Raw genomic sequence first — 17,088 nt, forward strand, 5'->3', positions numbered from 1 at the left:
TGCAATCTGTTGGGGTGAACACGGAGCGTTAAGCTTGCGCTTGGATTTGATACTGACGCTGTGCCGTCACTAATTGATTGTAAAGCCCTGCGTCAGGAATCAGTGTTTTGTTACGTTCGCCTAAACTACGGCGCTCATGACCGGAAAGGTTGTGATAGACGTTTTCCGGTAGGTTGAACGTGTCTTGAGGCAAATAGGTTAGTGCATCAGGTTTAAGGTAGTGGCTTAGCTTAGCAGACGGTAAACCCGCATCATGGAACTGCTTTGCTTGCTCTGCAGCTAGCTCGTAACTGCTGCTGTCTGAGCGAAGCGCTTGTGGTTGTGATAAACCAAAATGTTTACGAAGGAGGTCATCGCTTGTAATGACTTCTTGTACTTCTTCAACCGGGACTACATCGCGAACATCATTAGAGAACATAGACAGAATCAGCGAGAAATCAGCGCGGCGACCTTCATGTACAGCATGGTTAATACCATTGCCGAACTGAAGTTCGTTGATGATTACTGCCTTGTCTAAAGTATGGATTTGCATGATGTTCCTCGCTTAATGCACTTTTAACGGCAACGAAGGGAAGAACTTTAGGAAAAAGAGGGGATTAATTGAAAAAATAGGTCGGAGAAGCAATAAAAAAGCCCGCAATAATGCGAGCTTTTAAATATGACTAAATTGAACTTAGGGGGAAGTAAATTACTTCGCTAGGTTCTCAGCTACGAAGTCCCAGTTTACAAGAGCCCAGAAGCCGTTCATGTAATCAGGACGTACGTTGCGGTAATCGATGTAGTACGCGTGTTCCCAAAGGTCAACAGTTAGAAGTGGAGTAGTACCTTCTTCTGTTAGAGGCGTTGCAGCGTTAGAAGTGTTAACGATCTCTAGAGAACCGTCAGCTTTCTTAACTAGCCAAGTCCATGAAGAACCGAAGTTGTTGATTGCTGAATCAGTGAACTTCGCTTTGAATTCTTCGAAAGAACCGAATGCTGCGTTGATTGCTTCAGCAACTGCACCAGTTGGTTCGCCGCCCGCGTTTGGAGCTAGACAGTGCCAGTAGAACGTGTGGTTCCAGATCTGTGCTGCGTTGTTGAATACGCCACCAGTAGAAGTCTTGATGATTTCTTCTAGTGTTTTGCCTTCGAACTCAGTACCAGGGATAAGACCGTTTAGCTTAACTACGTAAGTGTTGTGGTGTTTACCGTGGTGGAAATCTAGAGTTTCAGCAGAGATGTGTGGTTCTAGTGCGTCTTTCGCGTAAGGTAGAGCTGGTAGTTCAAATGCCATTGCTCAATTCTCCATAGATATGAAAGGGTTACCTTTCGATTGCTTCCAGTGTTTTTATTTATATGTAGTCTTTACGACTGACTTGAAAAGTATTTTAGCAAGTTTTTACTTTATTAAAACCCCGATATGAAAATATTTTAAGATAAAACCCACAAAGACTTACTAATTATATGGTTTTTATTCTGTGGTTATTGAGTAAAATGTGGCAATAATTAAAGTTCACATCCATGAATGAGGAAGCGATGGAAACTATCGATAAAATCAAACAGCAGATCTCTGAAAACACAATCTTGCTGTACATGAAAGGATCACCGAAACTGCCTAGCTGTGGTTTCTCTTCTCAAGCTGCACAGGCGCTAATGGCTTGTGGCGAGAAGTTCGCTTACGTAGACATTCTACAAAACCCAGACATCCGTGCTGAGCTACCAAAATACGCTCAATGGCCAACATTCCCACAACTATGGATTGAAGGCGAACTGATCGGTGGTTGTGACATCATTTTGGAAATGTTCCAGAAAGGTGAGCTTCAGCCTCTTATCAAAGAAGCGGCAGCACGCGTTGAAGGTGACGCTGAGTAATTCGTAAATACTCAAATTTGGCGATAGAATACAAAGGAGCCGCATTGGCTCCTTTTTCTTTTTTAGGTTAGTGGAATGAACATAAAGCTTTACTACGTACATGACCCAATGTGCAGTTGGTGTTGGGGTTACAAACCAACCATTGAAAAATTAAAACAACAGCTGCCGGGTGTCATTCAGTTTGAGTATGTGGTGGGTGGCCTTGCGCCAGATACTAATCTGCCGATGCCTCCAGAAATGCAACAAAAGATCGAACAAATTTGGAAGCAGATCGAGCGCCAGCTTGGCACCAAGTTCAATTATGATTTCTGGACCTTGTGTACGCCAGTAAGAAGTACATACCAATCATGCCGTGCGGTTATCGCCGCGGGGTTCCAAGATTCTTATGAGCAAATGTTAGAAGCAATTCAGCATGCGTACTACCTGCGAGCTCTTCCTCCTCACGAAGAAGCAACGCACCTGCAATTGGCAAAAGAGATTGGTTTGAACGTTCAACAGTTCAAAAACGATATGGATGGCGCTTTGTTAGAAGGCGTGTTCCAAGATCAGTTGAGTCTTGCAAAAAGCCTTGGTGTGAACGGGTACCCAAGCTTGGTACTGCAAATCAACGATGCTTACTTCCCGATTGAAGTTGATTATCTATCGACTGAGGCGACGCTAAAGCTTATTCGAGAGCGCATCGTTGATAATATGCCCGCTCAATGATTGAATTGAAGACTCTAAAGCGTTATTCGTAGGTATTCAAATTAACAAAAAGCCGCTCACTCGAGCGGCTTTTTCGTAACGAATTGTATCCATTCAAATGATGCGATTACAGCACCATTGCAGCAATCCAACCGAAGATGATCAGTGGAATGTTGTAGTGGATAAATGTCGGAACAACGGTTTCCCAAATGTGCTCGTGTTGGCCATCCGCATTTAGCCCCGATGTTGGACCTAACGTTGAATCAGAAGCTGGAGAGCCTGCATCACCTAGCGCAGCAGCAGTACCGACTAGTGCGATAGTTGCCATTGGTGAGAAGCCGAACGCTAGTGATAGCGGGACATAGATAGTTGCAAGGATTGGAATCGTAGAGAACGATGAACCAATGCCCATAGTGACCAATAGACCAACGATCAGCATAAGCAGAGCAGCTAGAGGTTTGTTATCGCCGATGCTTGTTGATAGTGATTGTACTAGTGTTTCAACGCCGCCAGTTTGCTTCATTACCGCCGCAAAACCTGCGGCTGCAATCATGATGAAGCCGATCATTGCCATCATGTGTACACCTTTAGTGAACACATCGTGCGTCTCTTTCCATGCGATAACACCACCGAAGGTGAATACCATAAAGCCAGCTAGTGCACCGATGATCATTGAGCCCGTGTATAGCTGTACGCTTAGCGCAGCAAGAATACCCAAGCCAGCAACCAAAATGTGTTTCTTATTTAGCTTCTCTTCAGATTCTTGAACAACGGTCAGTTCAGTTTCTTTGTATTCACGAGGTTTACGGTAGCTAAAGAAGATTGCCGTCAGAAGGCCAAACAACATACCTGCGCCCGGCAACAGCATTGCTGTCGGTACTTGGCTTGCCACGACATCTGTTAGACCATTGTCATGTAAGTTCTTCAATAGGATGTTGTTTAGGAAGATGCCACCAAAACCGATTGGTAGAATCATATAAGGCGTGATCAAACCGAAGGTAAGCACACAAGCGACCAAACGACGGTCCAGCTTCAGCTTAGCGAAAACGCCCAAAAGAGGTGGAATCAAAATTGGAATAAAGGCGATGTGTACCGGAATCACGTTTTGAGATGACATGGTGACAAGGACAAGCGCAACCAATACTGCGTATTTAAGACCAGTAGTCGACGCAGAGCTTTCTTTGCCATTTAGGCGCTTGATAACGCTTTTAGCAAGTAGGTCAGTAATCCCAGAGCGAGAAATAGCAACGGCAAATGTACCAAGCATTGCATAGCTTAATGCGATGGTTGCACCGCCGCCGAGTCCGCTTTCAAAGGCAGAAACAGTATCGGTAAGACTCATACCAGCAACAAGGCCACCAACGATGGCACTAAACGTGAGGGCAACCACCACGTTTACGCGCATCAATGCTAACACGAGCATGACGCACACAGATATAACGACAGGATTCATACTTTTCCTAATATGTTGTGTTTATTTATTATTCTTCGCTAACAAGCGGCCAACCGCCTAGGGCCTTCCATTTGTTCACGATGCCGCAGAATAGCTCTGCAGTTTTTTGTGTATCGTAAAGCGCAGAGTGTGCTTCACGATTGTCAAAGTCCATCCCTGCTGTTTTGCATGCTTTAGCCAGAACAGTTTGGCCATAAGCAAGTCCACTTAATGTCGCGGTATCAAAAGTGGCAAATGGATGGAAAGGGACTCTTTTTAGTTTGCAGCGTTCGTTGGCTGCATTAACAAAACTTAAGTCGAAAGCCGCGTTATGCGCCACCATGATTGCACGCGAGCAATCTTCTGCTTTTTGCTCTTTACGGATCAACTTATAAATTTCTTTCAGCGCTTCTTGCTCAGAGACAGCACCACGGAGTGGGCTAAAAGGGTCACGAATGCCGTTGAATTCTAGCGCTTCTTTTTCTAAATTCGCGCCTTCAAAAGGTTCGATATGAAAATGAATGGTGGAGGCAGGATGCAAATCGCCGTTTTCATCCATGCTCAACGTTACGGCACAGATTTCTAAAAGTGCATCAGTTTGAGCATTGAAACCTGCGGTCTCAACGTCAACTACCACTGGAAAATAACCACGAAAACGCTTTTTCAGGGTTAGAGCTTCATTTTCTATTGTCATGTTGGCTTATTTTTGTGTGACGAAGGCTGCATTATTGCAGATTCTATCGATGAGAAAAACCGCAATTTGGATAAATGTAGAATTCTGTTTCGTCCGTATTGGGTGAGACTTATAACTAAAAATAAGGGGGAAGGTCACCTGTTATTCTCGTGATGTTATTTCCCATTTTACGCGCTTGCCAAATCGTCCCTTAAGTCCTTCTATCAAGTTGCTATTTTTATGTTGGCGGGATTTTTGCATTCTTTCACGTGTTTTTAATTCAGGCGAATAAGCGGCAATAGAGTGCCGTTTGAGAGATAGTACCTAGATGAATAAATGGCTTGTAACCAGTGGTGTCGCGTTATCTTTACTCAGTGCACATAGTTTTGCATCAATGGGTAAACGCTACGTTGCCACTCCGCAACAGTCACAATGGGAAATGGTGATGAATACGCCATTGGAATGCCAACTTGTGCATCCTATTCCTGGATTTGGTGACGCGGTATTTTCGTCTCGTGCGAGCAAAAAGATCAATTTGGATTTCGAACTGAAAATGCGCCGCCCAATGGGTGAAACACGCAACGTGAGTTTGATTTCAATGCCGCCTCCTTGGCGTCCGGGAGAGCATGCGGACCGAATCACTAATCTTAGGTTCTTTAAGCAGTTCGATGGTTACGTGGGTGGTCAAACGGCATGGGGCATTTTGTCTGAGCTAGAAAAAGGGCGCTATCCGACATTTAGCTACCAAGATTGGCAAAGTCGTGACCAACGTATTGAAGTTGCCTTGTCTTCGGTGCTTTTTCAGAGCAAATACAATGCCTTTAGTAACTGTATTGCTAACTTGTTGAAGTACAGTTTCGAAGATATTGCCTTTACGATTCTTCACTATGAACGTCAAGGCGATCAGTTAACAAAAGCGTCGAAGAAGCGTTTGGCTCAAATTGCTGATTATGTTCGTCACAACCAAGATATCGATTTAGTCCTTGTTGCAACCTACACAGATTCAACGGATGGCAAGAGTGCGAGTCAAAGTCTTTCAGAAAGAAGAGCAGAGTCACTTAGAGCGTATTTCGAATCTCTGGGTTTATCGGGTGATCGTATTCAAGTGCAGGGCTACGGCAAGCGTCGACCAATTGCTGATAATGGCTCACCAATTGGTAAAGATAAGAACCGCCGTGTGGTGATTTCGCTAGGACGAACTCAGGTTTAATTGAAATGCTAACCAAATAAAAACGCCAGAGTCAGACTCTGGCGTTTTTATATCACTGTGTTCTTGTTGAAAGTACTTATGCGCTTGTGTTGCTACCTTCATGTCACTTCAGCTAGTTTAAGCGAAATTTAGCAATGATTTCGCAATTCGTCGCCGTATCAATCTTTTCGACTTGTTTTGCAATCGCTGGATTCGGATGTCGTTTCATAAAATCAATCAGTGCTTTTGTACAGCAGCCAATCGAATCAATAAAGCTCGCGCAATCTTTGTTTGGGCACTGAGGAATCAGTGTGAGTACTTTTTCAGATGCGAGTTGCAGATATTTGAGTTCATACTCGGTATCGCCAGCCCAGCGCCAAAATTGAGCGAGGTTATGGCATGAAATCACTGAAATTAGTAAGCGTTCATCAGCTTCTATTTCCACGCATTCGCTAATATCTTCACTCAGGCTAAGGGCTTGCTGGTAATGAAGAATGCTGCGAACAGGGTCATCTAGTTGAAGAGCAGTATCGGCTAGAAGTGTGTGTTTTTCCCATTCACTGATCATTATCGTTTGTCCCACATATCGATGTTGTGAACAAATCTAAACGATAATTATTATCAAGTAAAGGTATTTGTTTATAAATGAGCAGGCAGCTCTCAGAACTGCCTGTCATCTTTTACAGCATTTCAGAATGGGGGCTGGGTTTAGCCCTCTAAACCTGCTGATGCTTGCTTGTTTTGGATCAGCTCGATCATGTAGCCATCAGGGTCTTTCACGAAAGCGATGTGCGTTGTACCGCCTTTTACTGGGCCCGCTTCACGAGTGACATTGCCACCTGCTGCTTTGATTGCGTCACAAGTTGAGTAGATATCGTCTACGCCAATTGCGATATGGCCAAATGCAGAGCCTAAGTCGTACTCGGTTGTACCCCAGTTGTAAGTCAGCTCGATGACGGCACCTTGAGACTCATCACCGTAACCTAAGAATGCTAGCGTGTATTCGTACTCTTTATTTTCATTGGTACGAAGTAGCTGCATGCCCATTACTTCAGTGTAGAACTTGATAGATTTGTCTAGATCACCCACGCGTAGCATGGTGTGAAGAATTCGACCGTTTGACATTATTTGCTCCTAGCGATTGTTTCAGACGGGTTTATTCGTCTGGGTACACTTTTTCTTTGTATTCACAGAGATCTTCAATGATGCAGCTACCACAGCGCGGTTTTCTTGCCACACATGTGTAACGACCATGAAGGATCAGCCAGTGGTGTACATCAAGCTTAAACTCTTTTGGCACCACTTTTAGCAGTTTTTCTTCTACGTCATCGACGGTTTTACCCATCGCAAACTTTGTACGGTTAGAAACACGATAGATGTGTGTGTCCACCGCGATAGTTGGCCAACCGAAGGCGGTATTCAGTACCACGTTAGCGGTTTTACGACCGACACCCGGCAAAGCCTCTAGTGCTGCACGATCTTCTGGTACTTCACTGTTGTGCTTCTCTAGTAAGATCTTACAAGTCTTGATGGTGTTTTCGGCTTTTGAATTAAACAGACCGATGGTTTTGATGTATTCCTTTAAACCATCGACACCCAAATCAAGAATGCCTTGAGGCGTGTTCGCAACAGGGTAGAGCTTGTCTGTTGCCTTGTTTACGCTTACGTCCGTCGCCTGCGCAGAAAGCAGTACGGCGATAAGCAACTCAAACGGCGTGCTCCAGTTGAGCTCTGTCTGAGGATTGGGATTGTTTTCTCGGAGTCGTTCGAGAATTTCAATTCTTTTGACTTTGTTCATTGCTGACTTCCAAACCCGTCTTTGCGGTTTATGAAAAAGGCCCTACGAGTGGTAGAGCCTTGATTTTAGAATTCTTGTATTATGCGTTAGTTACGCGGGCGCGCTCAATGGCTGGTTTTTCTTCTTTCGGCTGACGTTCCTGAATTGAGCTGTCGATAACGTTTTTCAACGCAATCAAAAGTCCTACGCCGATAAACGCACCTGGCGGCAATAATGCCAGTAAGAAGCTGCTATCGAAGTGGAAAACTTGAATACGCAGTGCCGCAGCCCAGTCACCCAATAATAGGTCTGCACCATCGAATAAGGTGCCGTTGCCGATAAGTTCACGCATAGCGCCAAGTACAACTAATACGGTTGTCATACCAAGACCCATCCAGAAACCATCCAATGCTGCTGGTAATGGATCATTCTTCGATGCGTAAGCTTCCGCACGGCCGATGATAATACAGTTGGTTACGATCAATGGGATGAAGATACCCAGAGATAGATACAGTCCGTAGGCATAAGCGTTCATCAAGAGTTGAACACAAGTTACCAAGGCTGCGATGATCATAACGAAAACCGGAATACGGATTTCTTTTGGTACGTAGTTACGAATCAGTGAAACCGTCAGGTTAGAGCCGACAAGCACCAACAAAGTCGCAATACCTAGACCAAGGGCGTTGGTAATGGTCGAAGAAACCGCAAGTAGAGGACACAAACCCAGAAGTTGCACTAGGGCAGGGTTGTTGCTCCACATGCCGTTTTTCATTAGCAGTTTATTTTCACTCATGGTTGCCTCCTGCGCAGTCTAGGGGCTGATTCAGAATCTCATCACGAGACTTATTTACGTAGTTTACTGTGTTTCTCACCGCTTTCACTACTGCACGAGGGGTAATGGTTGCGCCAGTAAACTGATCGAAATCGCCACCATCTTTACGAACTCGCCAAGAATTCCAGTTACTTTCTGTCACTTGCTTACCGGTGAAGCTCAAGATCCAATCCGTAACGCGTAAATCAATTTTATCACCCAATCCAGGCGTTTCTTGATGGCTTAGGATACGAGTACCAAGGATCTTGCCTTGGTTATCGATGCCGGTGATGATTTTGATTTCACCGTTGTAGCCATCTGGTGCGATAGACTCAATTGCCATTGCCGTTGGTTGACCATCTTTGGTGGCAATGTAAGCTGGCATCGAGCGAACCGTACCTAGATCGGGTGCAGATACCATAGTACATGCCGCGACAAGGTTGTTGTCGTGCATTTCTTCCGGAATCACTTGGTTAAGAACCGATAGCAATTGCTTTTGTTCCTGAAGCTTAATTTGATCTTTTGTTAGGTACTGAGTCAGTGCCACAAGACCGGTTGTTGCACAGGCGAAGATCGCCAATGTCAGACCATTTTTTCTAATAGCGGTTAACATGTTTACCTCAGTGACCGTAAGTTCTTGGTTTGGTGTAGTAGTCGATCAACGGTACACACATATTGGCAAGCAGAACGGCGAACGCAACGCCATCTGGGAAGCCACCCCAACTACGAATAATGAATACCAACGCGCCGATGAGAGCGCCGAAAATCAAGCGACCTTTCACAGTAGTTGACGCTGAAACAGGGTCGGTAGCGATAAAGAACGCGCCTAACATCGTTGCACCTGAAAGTAGGTGGAAGATTGGTGATGCGGTTTCTCCCGGCATGATCAAGCTAAACACGGTGCTAAACAGTGCCAAACTACCTAGGAAACCAACAGGAATGTACCATTGGATGATGCGCTTTTTGATCATCACTAGGCCACCAACCAAGTAAGCTAGGTTTACCCATTGCCAACCGATACCCGCAAGTCCGCCAAACATTGGTTGTGATAGCACCTCATTTGGCGTAGCACCAGTATGAATACCAGTTTTGAATGCATCTAATGGGGTTGCCATTGTTACGCCATCCACACCAGCGCGAACTTGTTGCAGTGACAAACCATCAAAGTCATAGCCAGTGAAGATCAGAGACAACGCGTCTGCAAAAGTCACGTGCTCAGACATCAATGAAACAGGCGCGCTCCAACTTGTCATTTGGACAGGGAAGGAGATAAGCAATACGACGTAAGCGACCATCGCTGGGTTAAATAGGTTTTGGCCAATACCACCGTATAAGTGCTTTGCAATAACGATGGCAAAAATCAAACCGATAACCATGATCCACCAAGGAGACCATGGTGGGATTGCCACAGCTAATAGCCAGGCTGTCACAATGGCACTGTTATCACGCAGCGCACGCATTGGAGAACGTTTACGCACAAGCATGACTAATGCTTCAAGTGACACTGCGACCGCAATAGCGAACACAAGTTGAATGATGGTGCCCCAACCAAAGAAATAGGTTTGAGCCACTAAGCCAGGAATAGCACACAGTGCTACCCATTTCATCAAATCAGGCGTGCTGCGACGGCTGTGAGCGTGTGGTGAACTGGCAATAAAAAACGACATTACTCGTTCTCCTCAGTATTGTTCTTATTCGCTTCTTGCTGAGCTTTACGTGCTTTAGCGCGAGCAATGGCAGCGGCAACAGCAGCTTTCTTTGGATCCACTTCTGGTTCTTCAGAAGGAGCCTCTGCTTCTACAGGTTCTGTTTGCGATTCTTGCTGCGCTTTACGTGCCTTAGCACGAGCAATAGCTGCGGCAACCGCGGCTTTCTTCGGATCCACTTCTGGCTCTTCAGAAGGCGTTTCTTCAACAGATTCTGTTTGTGCTTCTTGCTGAGCTTTACGTGCTTTGGCACGAGCAATGGCAGCGGCAACAGCAGCTTTCTTTGGATCCACTTCTGGTTCTTCAGAAGGAGCTTCCGCTTCAACAGATTCTGTTTGTGCTTCTTGCTGAGCTTTGCGTGCTTTAGCACGAGCAATGGCTGCGGCAACAGCAGCTTTCTTCGGATCCACTTCTGGTTCTTCAGAAGGAGCTTCCGCTTCAACAGATTCTGTTTGTGCTTCTTGCTGAGCTTTGCGTGCTTTAGCGCGAGCAATGGCTGCGGCAACAGCAGCTTTCTTTGGATCTTCAGATTGTTCTGCAGGTGTTTCCGCTTCTGCAGATTCCGTAGAGTCTTCTTGCTGAGCTTTGCGCGCTTTAGCACGGGCAATGGCAGCGGCAACAGCGGCTTTCTTCGGATCTTCAGCTTGTTTAACAGGTGCTTCCGTTTCTACAGATTCGGTCGAATCTTCTTGTTGTGCTTTTTTCGCTTTAGCTCTGGCGATAGCTGCTGCGATGGCTGCTTTCTTATCACCAGCTTCAGTAGGTGTTGATGCGTCTTCTTGTTGAGCTTTCTTCGCCTTAGCACGGGCAATCGCTGCTGCAACCGCTGACTTCTTGTCGTCAGCATTATCCGTAGATGCGTCGCCTTGTTCTTTTTGCACTTTGCGTTCGCGAGCAAGGCGTTTGCGTTCTTCGCGTAGCTTCGCCATTTCTGAGTTATCAGGCTCGGCTGCGCCAGATTGAGCCGCTGCAGCTTGTTTCGCTTTTGCTTTGGCAATCGCGGCAGCAACCGCTGGTTTCACTGCTGGCTCGGCTTTCGCTTCAGTATTATCTTTTTGTGCTTTCACGCGAGCGATGGCTGCGGCAATCGCATCATCACCGCCAGAGGCTTTCATGTCTTTACGACGATCATCCGCGGCTTTCTTAAAGCGATTTTCACGTTCTGCTTTTTCGCGTTCCATACGCGCTTTCTTCTCTTCAAAGCGCAGCTTAGCTCGTTCAGCGGCTGCCGCTTCTTGAGCGCGTGTTCGGATTTCAGCTTTCGCTTGACGATAGTATTGAACCAGTGGGATTTCACTCGGACACACAAACGCACACGCGCCACATTCAATACAGTCTTTTAAGTTCAGCTCTTCCAGCTTTTCGTATTCTTGGCTTTTTGCATACCACTGAAGCTGCTGTGGCAATAGCGAGGCAGGGCACGCTTCCGCACATTGGCTACAACGGATACATTCCATTTCGTATTGGTCAGAAGCGATCTCACGACGCTTCGGTGCCAGAATACAGTTTGCTGTTTTAGTGATAGGAACCTGAGCGTGGGGTAGGGTAAAGCCCATCATTGGGCCACCCATGATCAGGCGCTGCAGTTTCTTATCTGATTTGTAGCCGAACTCGTCTAACAGTGCTTGTACTGGCGTACCAAGTAGCGTCCAAACGTTACGTGGTTGCTTGAAGGTCTTACCTGTCAGAGTCACGATGCGATTTACCACAGGTTCGCCATCAATCACTGCACGTTTAATTGAGTAGAGAGAACCAACGTTTTGAACCAGAATGCCAATATCAGCAGGGATAGCGCCGCTAGGAACTTCTTTGTTGGTTAAAATCTTGATGAGCTGCTTCTCACCACCTGAAGGGTATTTGGTTGGGATAACGCGAATCACGATGTCTTTGTTCATCGCAGCTTGTTCCAGCGCTTTGATTGCTGCTGGCTTGTTATCTTCAATACCAATGATGGTCAGTTTTGGCTTAAGGATATGCTCGACGATCTCGATCCCTTGGATCAGTTCGTCCGCATGCTCCTGCATGAGTTTGTCATCGGCGGTGATGTAAGGTTCACATTCAGCCGCGTTAACGATAAGAATTTCGGTACGCGCTATACCCGATTGGATCTTCTTCGCCGTTGGGAAGCCTGCGCCACCCATGCCAGAGATACCAGCAAGGCGAATCACATCGATCAACGCATCTGCAGATTCTTGGGTGTAATCGGCTACTGGCATTTTCTCACACCAAGTATCGTTACCATCTGGCGTAATCACTGCGCACAGTTCGCTTAAACCTGATGGGTGCGCAACAGTGCGTGGCTCAATAGCTGTCACTTGCCCAGAAGTTGGAGCATGAACAGGAACAGTAAAACCACTGTCTGACGCCGTTAGCTGTTGACCTTTCGACACTGTGTCACCAACAGCAATCAATAGATTACCTGCTTTGCCGATGTGTTGTTTTAAAGGTAGGACGATTTCTGACGGAATGGCTGCATGAACCAATTCAGCTTTGTTGGATTGCTTTTTGTTTTCTGCCGGATGCACGCCGCCTGGGAAATCCCATAGCGAACCAGTACGAATTTGTTCAATCAAAGACAACATACGAAACCTTATTTAATTGAATCAGTCACGTTCGCTGCGTTGGCAGCATCCGTAATGTTAACCACTGGAATGGCGTTAAGTTTCCATTTCCAGCTCTCTGTGGTGGTTTCCACAGGAATCATTTCAATACAGTCAGTTGGACAAGGCGCAACGCACAAGTCACAACCCGTACATTCGTCTTTGATCACGGTATGAAGGGCTTTAGTACCACCAACAATCGCATCGACAGGACACGCTTGAATACACTTGGTACAACCGATACACATGTCTTCATGAATGAAAGCAACGGTTTTGACTTTGCTGTCGAGATCGTGTGCCGACTCTTCTGCTTCAACGCCCATTAGGTCCGCCAGTTTTTCAATGGTGGCTTGACCACCTGGAGGACATTTATTGATTTTATCGCCATTCGCGATTGCTTCTGCGTATGGACGACAACCCGGGTAGCCACATTGGCCACACTGAGTTTGAGGAAGAATAGAATCGATTTGATCGACAATCGGGTCCGCTTCGACTTTGAAGCGAATCGATGCAAAACCAAGTATGGCCCCAAATACAGCGGCGAGGGCAGCAAGAGCGATGATCGCAATTAAAATCGTACTCATCGTTTACTTCACCAAACCTGTAAAGCCCATAAAGGCAAGAGACATAAGGCCTGCGGTGATCATCGCAATCGATGCGCCTTTAAATGGCACAGGTATGTCAGCAGCGGCAATACGTTCACGCATTGACGCAAATAGGATCAGTACCAAAGAGAAGCCAACCGCTGCGCCAAAACCGTAAATGATCGATTCGATAAAGTTGTGGTTCTCGTTGATGTTAAGTAGAGCAACACCTAGAACCGCACAGTTCGTTGTGATCAGAGGTAGGAAGATACCCAACAGACGATACAGCGTTGGGCTGGTTTTGTGCACGACCATTTCGGTGAACTGTACAACAACAGCGATCACCAAAATAAAGCTCATGGTTCGTAAATATTCGATGCCCAGTGGACGCAAAACATAGCTTTCCACCAAGTATGCACACACAGACGCGAGCGTTAGTACAAAAGTTGTAGCTAAGCCCATGCCAATTGCTGTTTCCAGTTTTTTAGACACGCCCATAAAAGGACACAAGCCTAAAAACTTCACCAGTACAAAGTTGTTCACCAGCACAGTGCCGACCAACAACAAAATATATTCGGTCATAGTTATTACGTTCTTAAAATCCGATCCCAATATTATCGTGTTTTGTGACACCAATAACAACCAGAGAACGGTGTGGTTTTATGCGCCCGATGGAAAATTATACGTGTATGTGATGTGAGCAGATGAATTAATAAGAAATTGAAAAGTTTGGTGAATGGTTGTTAACAAAGAAAAACGCAATTTCCGCCACCGATTTAACGCACGCGTTGTTGATGATTTTGGTATCACTTCGTGTGGTTAGCTAGAAATGACAAAAGCTCATACCCCTAATGAGTTAGAGGTATGAGCTTTGATTATTTTACAATCTCGCGATTACAGTTTTTCTGTAAAAGTTCGGCTGATCACGTCTTGTTGTTGCTCTCGAGTTAGCGAGTTAAAACGTACCGCGTAACCGGATACTCGAATCGTCAACTGAGGGTATTTCTCTGGGTGTTCAACCGCATCCAATAACATCTCTCGGTTCAGAACGTTGACGTTAAGGTGTTGACCACCTTCAATCGCAATGCCCTCGTTGCTTGCTTCGTGATGGAAGTAACCATCCATTAGCGCGGCTAGGTTTTTCTTCTGACTCAAGTCATCTTTACCCAGCGCGTTAGGCACAATTGAGAAGGTGTAAGAAATACCATCTTTTGCGTAAGCAAACGGCAGTTTAGATACCGATGCCAAAGACGCAACCGCCCCTTTTTCATCACGACCGTGCATTGGGTTTGCACCCGGGCCAAAAGGCATACCTGCGCGACGGCCATCTGGTGTATTACCCGTTTTTTTGCCGTAAACCACGTTAGATGTGATCGTTAGGATCGATTGAGTTGGCACTGCTTCGCGGTAGGTGTGCATCTTCTGAATTTTCTTCATGAAGCGCTCAACCAGATCACAAGCGATGTCATCAACACGGGCATCGTTGTTGCCAAATTTTGGATAATCACCTTCGATTTCAAAATCAACGGCGATGCCATCTTCATCACGAACAGGTTTCACGGTCGCGTATTTAATGGCCGCCAAAGAGTCAGCGACAACAGACAGACCTGCAATACCACACGCCATAGTGCGGTGCACGTCGCGATCCATCAATGCCATCAGTGATGCTTCGTAGCTGTAACGGTCATGCGAGTAATGGATGATGTTCAACGCTGTGACGTATTGCGTTGCTAGCCATTCTAACATGTTGTCGAAGCGTGGCATCAAAGCGTCAAAGTCGAGAATTTCATCTTGAACTTTGTCCACTAGCGGACCAACTTGCGCTTTCGATTTTTCATCGATACCACCGTTGATGGTGTACAGAAGCGCTTTTGCAAGGTTGGCACGTGCGCCAAAGAACTGCATGTGCTGACCAACAATCTGCGGGCTCACACAACATGCAATCGCGTAGTCGTCATTGTCGAAATCAGGACGCATTAGATCGTCGTTTTCGTATTGAACAGAAGAGGTATCAATCGATACTTTTGCAGCGTATTGTTTGAACGCTTCAGGCAATTGCTCTGACCAAAGAATCGTCATGTTTGGTTCAGGAGCAGGGCCCATAGTATGTAGCGTATGTAAGTATCGGAATGTCGTTTTAGATACTAGCGTACGGCCATCAACACCCATACCTGCCATCGCTTCTGTTGCCCAGATTGGGTCGCCAGAGAACAATGAATCGTATTCTGGTGTACGAAGGAAGCGAACCATGCGCAGTTTCATGATGAAGTGGTCGATCATCTCTTGCGCTTGCGATTCATCAATCAAGCCATTTGCGATATCACGTTCTAGGTAAACATCTAGGAAAGTTGATGTACGACCCAATGACATTGCTGCGCCATTTTGAGACTTAACTGCCGCCAAGTAACCAAAGTAGGTAAATTGAATCGCTTCTTGCGCTGTTTTTGCAGGTAGCGACATATCAATTCCGTATTTCAAACCCATTTGACGAATGTCTTCAAGTGCTTGAACTTGGTCTGCAATTTCTTCACGTAGACGAAGCGTTTTCTCAAGATCGCCACCGCGCTCTAGGAACGTTTGTGTCGAGTTGTATTGCTCTTTTTTGTCCGCTTTTAAGAAGTCGATACCGTAAAGGGCTATACGGCGGTAGTCACCAATGATACGACCACGGCCATAGGCATCAGGAAGGCCAGTGATGATGCCTGATTTACGACACGCTAGGATTTCTTTGGTGTAAAGGTCGAAACACGCTTTGTTGTGAGTTTTACGGTACTCAGTGAAGATCTTTTCGACTGTTGGATCCAATTCGCGGCCATAAACTTCGCACGAGTTTTTCACCATGCGAATACCACCATTAGCGATGATTGCACGTTTTAGAGGCTGATCGGTTTGTAAGCCAACGATCTTTTCCAGATCTTTGTTGATGTAACCCGCATCGTGAGAAGTAATCGTTGATGGCAGATCGGTATCGAAATCAACAGGAGCGTGTGTGCGGCTTTCTTGTTTAATGCCTTCAAGCACTTGGTTCCATAATGCTGAAGTGGATGCGCTAACCTCGGCTAAGAAGGACTCGTCTCCCTCATAGGGTGTGTAGTTTTTTTGGATGAAGTCACGAGTGTTGACAGAGTTTTGCCACTCACCAGCAGCGAATCCAGCCCATGCGTCTAGCATATCAGTCGTCGGAATAGTCATAAGTAAATCCCTAAGTTATTGATAAATAGAATGGAGGCGACGAGTAGGACGGAACCATTCTTAACCCTGTCAATCGTATGGATTTAATCTGTATGAGTAAAATGAATGCTTTTCATTTTTTTAATGATTATTTTGCATTTATATAAAAATCAATGGATTAATTGTGTTTTAAGGCCAAAAAGAAGAAATAAATCTCTAAGAATAGAAAATAAGGCGGAACTTAAAAAGGGACGTTGCGCTAGAGTTAGTGAAGGACGGTACTGGCAACGAGATGCTCTGAGGCGCTTATTGGTGCTGAGAAGTTGAATTTAGATACGAAAAAAGCCCAGTTTTTCAACTGGGCTTTTCGGGAATTTGGCTCCTCCTGCTGGGCTCGAACCAGCGACCTGCGGATTAACAGTCCGTCGCTCTACCAACTGAGCTAAGGAGGAATTGCTTTGCTTGAAAGCGGGACGAATCTTACCGAGCACCCACAAAGCTGTCAACACCCAAAAAACACATTTTGAGCAAAAAAGTTAGTTTTTACATCTTTACTTTTTTGTACTCCTTGCCAGTAAAGGGCTGGAGTTAGTTATCCACCAAAATTGTG

17 protein-coding genes and 1 tRNA gene are annotated in these 17,088 nt (G+C 45.7%); 3 read left to right on the forward strand and 15 right to left on the reverse strand.

Features of this window, described 5'->3' with window-relative positions:
* Window positions 1-28: 28 nt before the first annotated feature.
* Window positions 29-532, reverse strand: a complete 504-nt coding sequence (locus tag ITG12_RS16205) for a VC2046/SO_2500 family protein (protein WP_248873245.1) — start codon at window positions 530-532, stop codon at window positions 29-31.
* A gap of 156 nt (window positions 533-688) precedes the next feature.
* The gene (gene sodB, locus ITG12_RS16210; RefSeq protein WP_038881576.1) at window positions 689-1,273 is read right to left on the reverse strand and encodes a superoxide dismutase [Fe]; all 585 of its coding nucleotides are present in this window, start codon (window positions 1,271-1,273) and stop codon (window positions 689-691) included.
* A gap of 242 nt (window positions 1,274-1,515) precedes the next feature.
* On the opposite strand from sodB, the gene ITG12_RS16215 reads away from it, so the two are divergent.
* Entirely contained in the window at window positions 1,516-1,851 is a 336-nt protein-coding gene (locus ITG12_RS16215) for a Grx4 family monothiol glutaredoxin (protein WP_038869223.1), read from the forward strand.
* A 75-nt stretch (window positions 1,852-1,926) separates the two neighbouring features.
* The gene (locus ITG12_RS16220; protein ID WP_039974569.1) at window positions 1,927-2,556 is read left to right on the forward strand and encodes a DsbA family protein; all 630 of its coding nucleotides are present in this window, start codon (window positions 1,927-1,929) and stop codon (window positions 2,554-2,556) included.
* A gap of 106 nt (window positions 2,557-2,662) precedes the next feature.
* Here the strand turns inward: ITG12_RS16220 and ITG12_RS16225 are convergent, their stop codons facing one another.
* Both ITG12_RS16225 and rnt read right to left on the reverse strand, forming a co-directional pair.
* Window positions 2,663-3,988, reverse strand: coding sequence for a Na+/H+ antiporter family protein (locus ITG12_RS16225; RefSeq protein ID WP_038869333.1), 1,326 nt, complete (start codon window positions 3,986-3,988; stop codon window positions 2,663-2,665).
* A gap of 28 nt (window positions 3,989-4,016) precedes the next feature.
* Window positions 4,017-4,661, reverse strand: a complete 645-nt coding sequence (gene rnt, locus ITG12_RS16230) for a ribonuclease T (protein ID WP_038869335.1) — start codon at window positions 4,659-4,661, stop codon at window positions 4,017-4,019.
* 307 nt (window positions 4,662-4,968) lie between these two features.
* On the opposite strand from rnt, the gene ITG12_RS16235 reads away from it, so the two are divergent.
* The gene (locus ITG12_RS16235) at window positions 4,969-5,850 is read left to right on the forward strand and encodes an OmpA family protein (RefSeq protein WP_038881582.1); all 882 of its coding nucleotides are present in this window, start codon (window positions 4,969-4,971) and stop codon (window positions 5,848-5,850) included.
* A 112-nt stretch (window positions 5,851-5,962) separates the two neighbouring features.
* Here ITG12_RS16235 and ITG12_RS16240 read toward each other — a convergent pair whose 3' ends face one another.
* The 11 genes from ITG12_RS16240 to ITG12_RS16290 form a co-directional block, all read right to left on the reverse strand.
* A complete protein-coding gene (locus ITG12_RS16240) occupies window positions 5,963-6,397 on the reverse strand; it encodes a DUF2753 domain-containing protein (protein ID WP_005439686.1) in 435 nt (144 codons plus the stop codon).
* A gap of 140 nt (window positions 6,398-6,537) precedes the next feature.
* Window positions 6,538-6,954: a lactoylglutathione lyase gene (gene gloA / locus ITG12_RS16245; protein ID WP_020196364.1), complete on the reverse strand. Its 417-nt coding sequence runs from the start codon at window positions 6,952-6,954 to the stop codon at window positions 6,538-6,540.
* A 31-nt stretch (window positions 6,955-6,985) separates the two neighbouring features.
* A complete protein-coding gene (nth, locus tag ITG12_RS16250; RefSeq protein WP_038881585.1) occupies window positions 6,986-7,627 on the reverse strand; it encodes an endonuclease III in 642 nt (213 codons plus the stop codon).
* Between the two features lie 79 nt (window positions 7,628-7,706).
* A complete protein-coding gene (locus ITG12_RS16255) occupies window positions 7,707-8,399 on the reverse strand; it encodes an electron transport complex subunit E (protein WP_005439683.1) in 693 nt (230 codons plus the stop codon).
* Complete coding sequence (gene rsxG, locus ITG12_RS16260) at window positions 8,392-9,030, reverse strand: electron transport complex subunit RsxG (protein WP_061035814.1); 639 nt, start codon at window positions 9,028-9,030, stop codon at window positions 8,392-8,394. The genes ITG12_RS16255 and rsxG overlap by 8 nt, the downstream gene beginning before the upstream one ends.
* A 7-nt stretch (window positions 9,031-9,037) precedes the next feature.
* A complete protein-coding gene (rsxD, locus tag ITG12_RS16265; RefSeq protein ID WP_042601275.1) occupies window positions 9,038-10,084 on the reverse strand; it encodes an electron transport complex subunit RsxD in 1,047 nt (348 codons plus the stop codon).
* Window positions 10,084-12,705 (reverse strand): electron transport complex subunit RsxC, encoded by a 2,622-nt coding sequence (gene rsxC / locus ITG12_RS16270; protein ID WP_248873246.1) that lies wholly within the window; start codon window positions 12,703-12,705, stop codon window positions 10,084-10,086. Before rsxC ends, rsxD begins: the two co-directional genes overlap by 1 nt.
* An 8-nt stretch (window positions 12,706-12,713) precedes the next feature.
* Complete coding sequence (gene rsxB, locus ITG12_RS16275) at window positions 12,714-13,307, reverse strand: electron transport complex subunit RsxB (protein WP_005439677.1); 594 nt, start codon at window positions 13,305-13,307, stop codon at window positions 12,714-12,716.
* 3 nt (window positions 13,308-13,310) lie between these two features.
* Entirely contained in the window at window positions 13,311-13,889 is a 579-nt protein-coding gene (gene rsxA, locus ITG12_RS16280) for an electron transport complex subunit RsxA (protein WP_248873247.1), read from the reverse strand.
* Between the two features lie 312 nt (window positions 13,890-14,201).
* Window positions 14,202-16,499 (reverse strand): formate C-acetyltransferase, encoded by a 2,298-nt coding sequence (gene pflB, locus ITG12_RS16285; protein WP_038881591.1) that lies wholly within the window; start codon window positions 16,497-16,499, stop codon window positions 14,202-14,204.
* A gap of 355 nt (window positions 16,500-16,854) precedes the next feature.
* Window positions 16,855-16,930: transfer RNA gene (locus ITG12_RS16290), tRNA-Asn, on the reverse strand.
* Window positions 16,931-17,088 lie beyond the last annotated feature (158 nt).

Source organism: Vibrio sp. ED002 (genome assembly GCF_023277445.1).
GTDB lineage: Bacteria > Pseudomonadota > Gammaproteobacteria > Enterobacterales > Vibrionaceae > Vibrio > Vibrio jasicida.

Bases quoted from the DNA above. Each gene is read 5' to 3' on its own strand.
- ITG12_RS16205 (WP_248873245.1), bottom strand. From the start codon at position 532: ATGCAAATCCATACTTTAGACAAGGCAGTAATCATCAACGAACTTCAG.
- sodB (WP_038881576.1), bottom strand. From the start codon at position 1,273: ATGGCATTTGAACTACCAGCTCTACCTTACGCGAAAGACGCACTAGAA.
- ITG12_RS16215 (WP_038869223.1), top strand. From the start codon at position 1,516: ATGGAAACTATCGATAAAATCAAACAGCAGATCTCTGAAAACACAATC.
- ITG12_RS16220 (WP_039974569.1), top strand. From the start codon at position 1,927: ATGAACATAAAGCTTTACTACGTACATGACCCAATGTGCAGTTGGTGT.
- ITG12_RS16225 (WP_038869333.1), bottom strand. From the start codon at position 3,988: ATGAATCCTGTCGTTATATCTGTGTGCGTCATGCTCGTGTTAGCATTG.
- rnt (WP_038869335.1), bottom strand. From the start codon at position 4,661: ATGACAATAGAAAATGAAGCTCTAACCCTGAAAAAGCGTTTTCGTGGT.
- ITG12_RS16235 (WP_038881582.1), top strand. From the start codon at position 4,969: ATGAATAAATGGCTTGTAACCAGTGGTGTCGCGTTATCTTTACTCAGT.
- ITG12_RS16240 (WP_005439686.1), bottom strand. From the start codon at position 6,397: ATGATCAGTGAATGGGAAAAACACACACTTCTAGCCGATACTGCTCTT.
- gloA (WP_020196364.1), bottom strand. From the start codon at position 6,954: ATGTCAAACGGTCGAATTCTTCACACCATGCTACGCGTGGGTGATCTA.
- nth (WP_038881585.1), bottom strand. From the start codon at position 7,627: ATGAACAAAGTCAAAAGAATTGAAATTCTCGAACGACTCCGAGAAAAC.
- ITG12_RS16255 (WP_005439683.1), bottom strand. From the start codon at position 8,399: ATGAGTGAAAATAAACTGCTAATGAAAAACGGCATGTGGAGCAACAAC.
- rsxG (WP_061035814.1), bottom strand. From the start codon at position 9,030: ATGTTAACCGCTATTAGAAAAAATGGTCTGACATTGGCGATCTTCGCC.
- rsxD (WP_042601275.1), bottom strand. From the start codon at position 10,084: ATGTCGTTTTTTATTGCCAGTTCACCACACGCTCACAGCCGTCGCAGC.
- rsxC (WP_248873246.1), bottom strand. From the start codon at position 12,705: ATGTTGTCTTTGATTGAACAAATTCGTACTGGTTCGCTATGGGATTTC.
- rsxB (WP_005439677.1), bottom strand. From the start codon at position 13,307: ATGAGTACGATTTTAATTGCGATCATCGCTCTTGCTGCCCTCGCCGCT.
- rsxA (WP_248873247.1), bottom strand. From the start codon at position 13,889: ATGACCGAATATATTTTGTTGTTGGTCGGCACTGTGCTGGTGAACAAC.
- pflB (WP_038881591.1), bottom strand. From the start codon at position 16,499: ATGACTATTCCGACGACTGATATGCTAGACGCATGGGCTGGATTCGCT.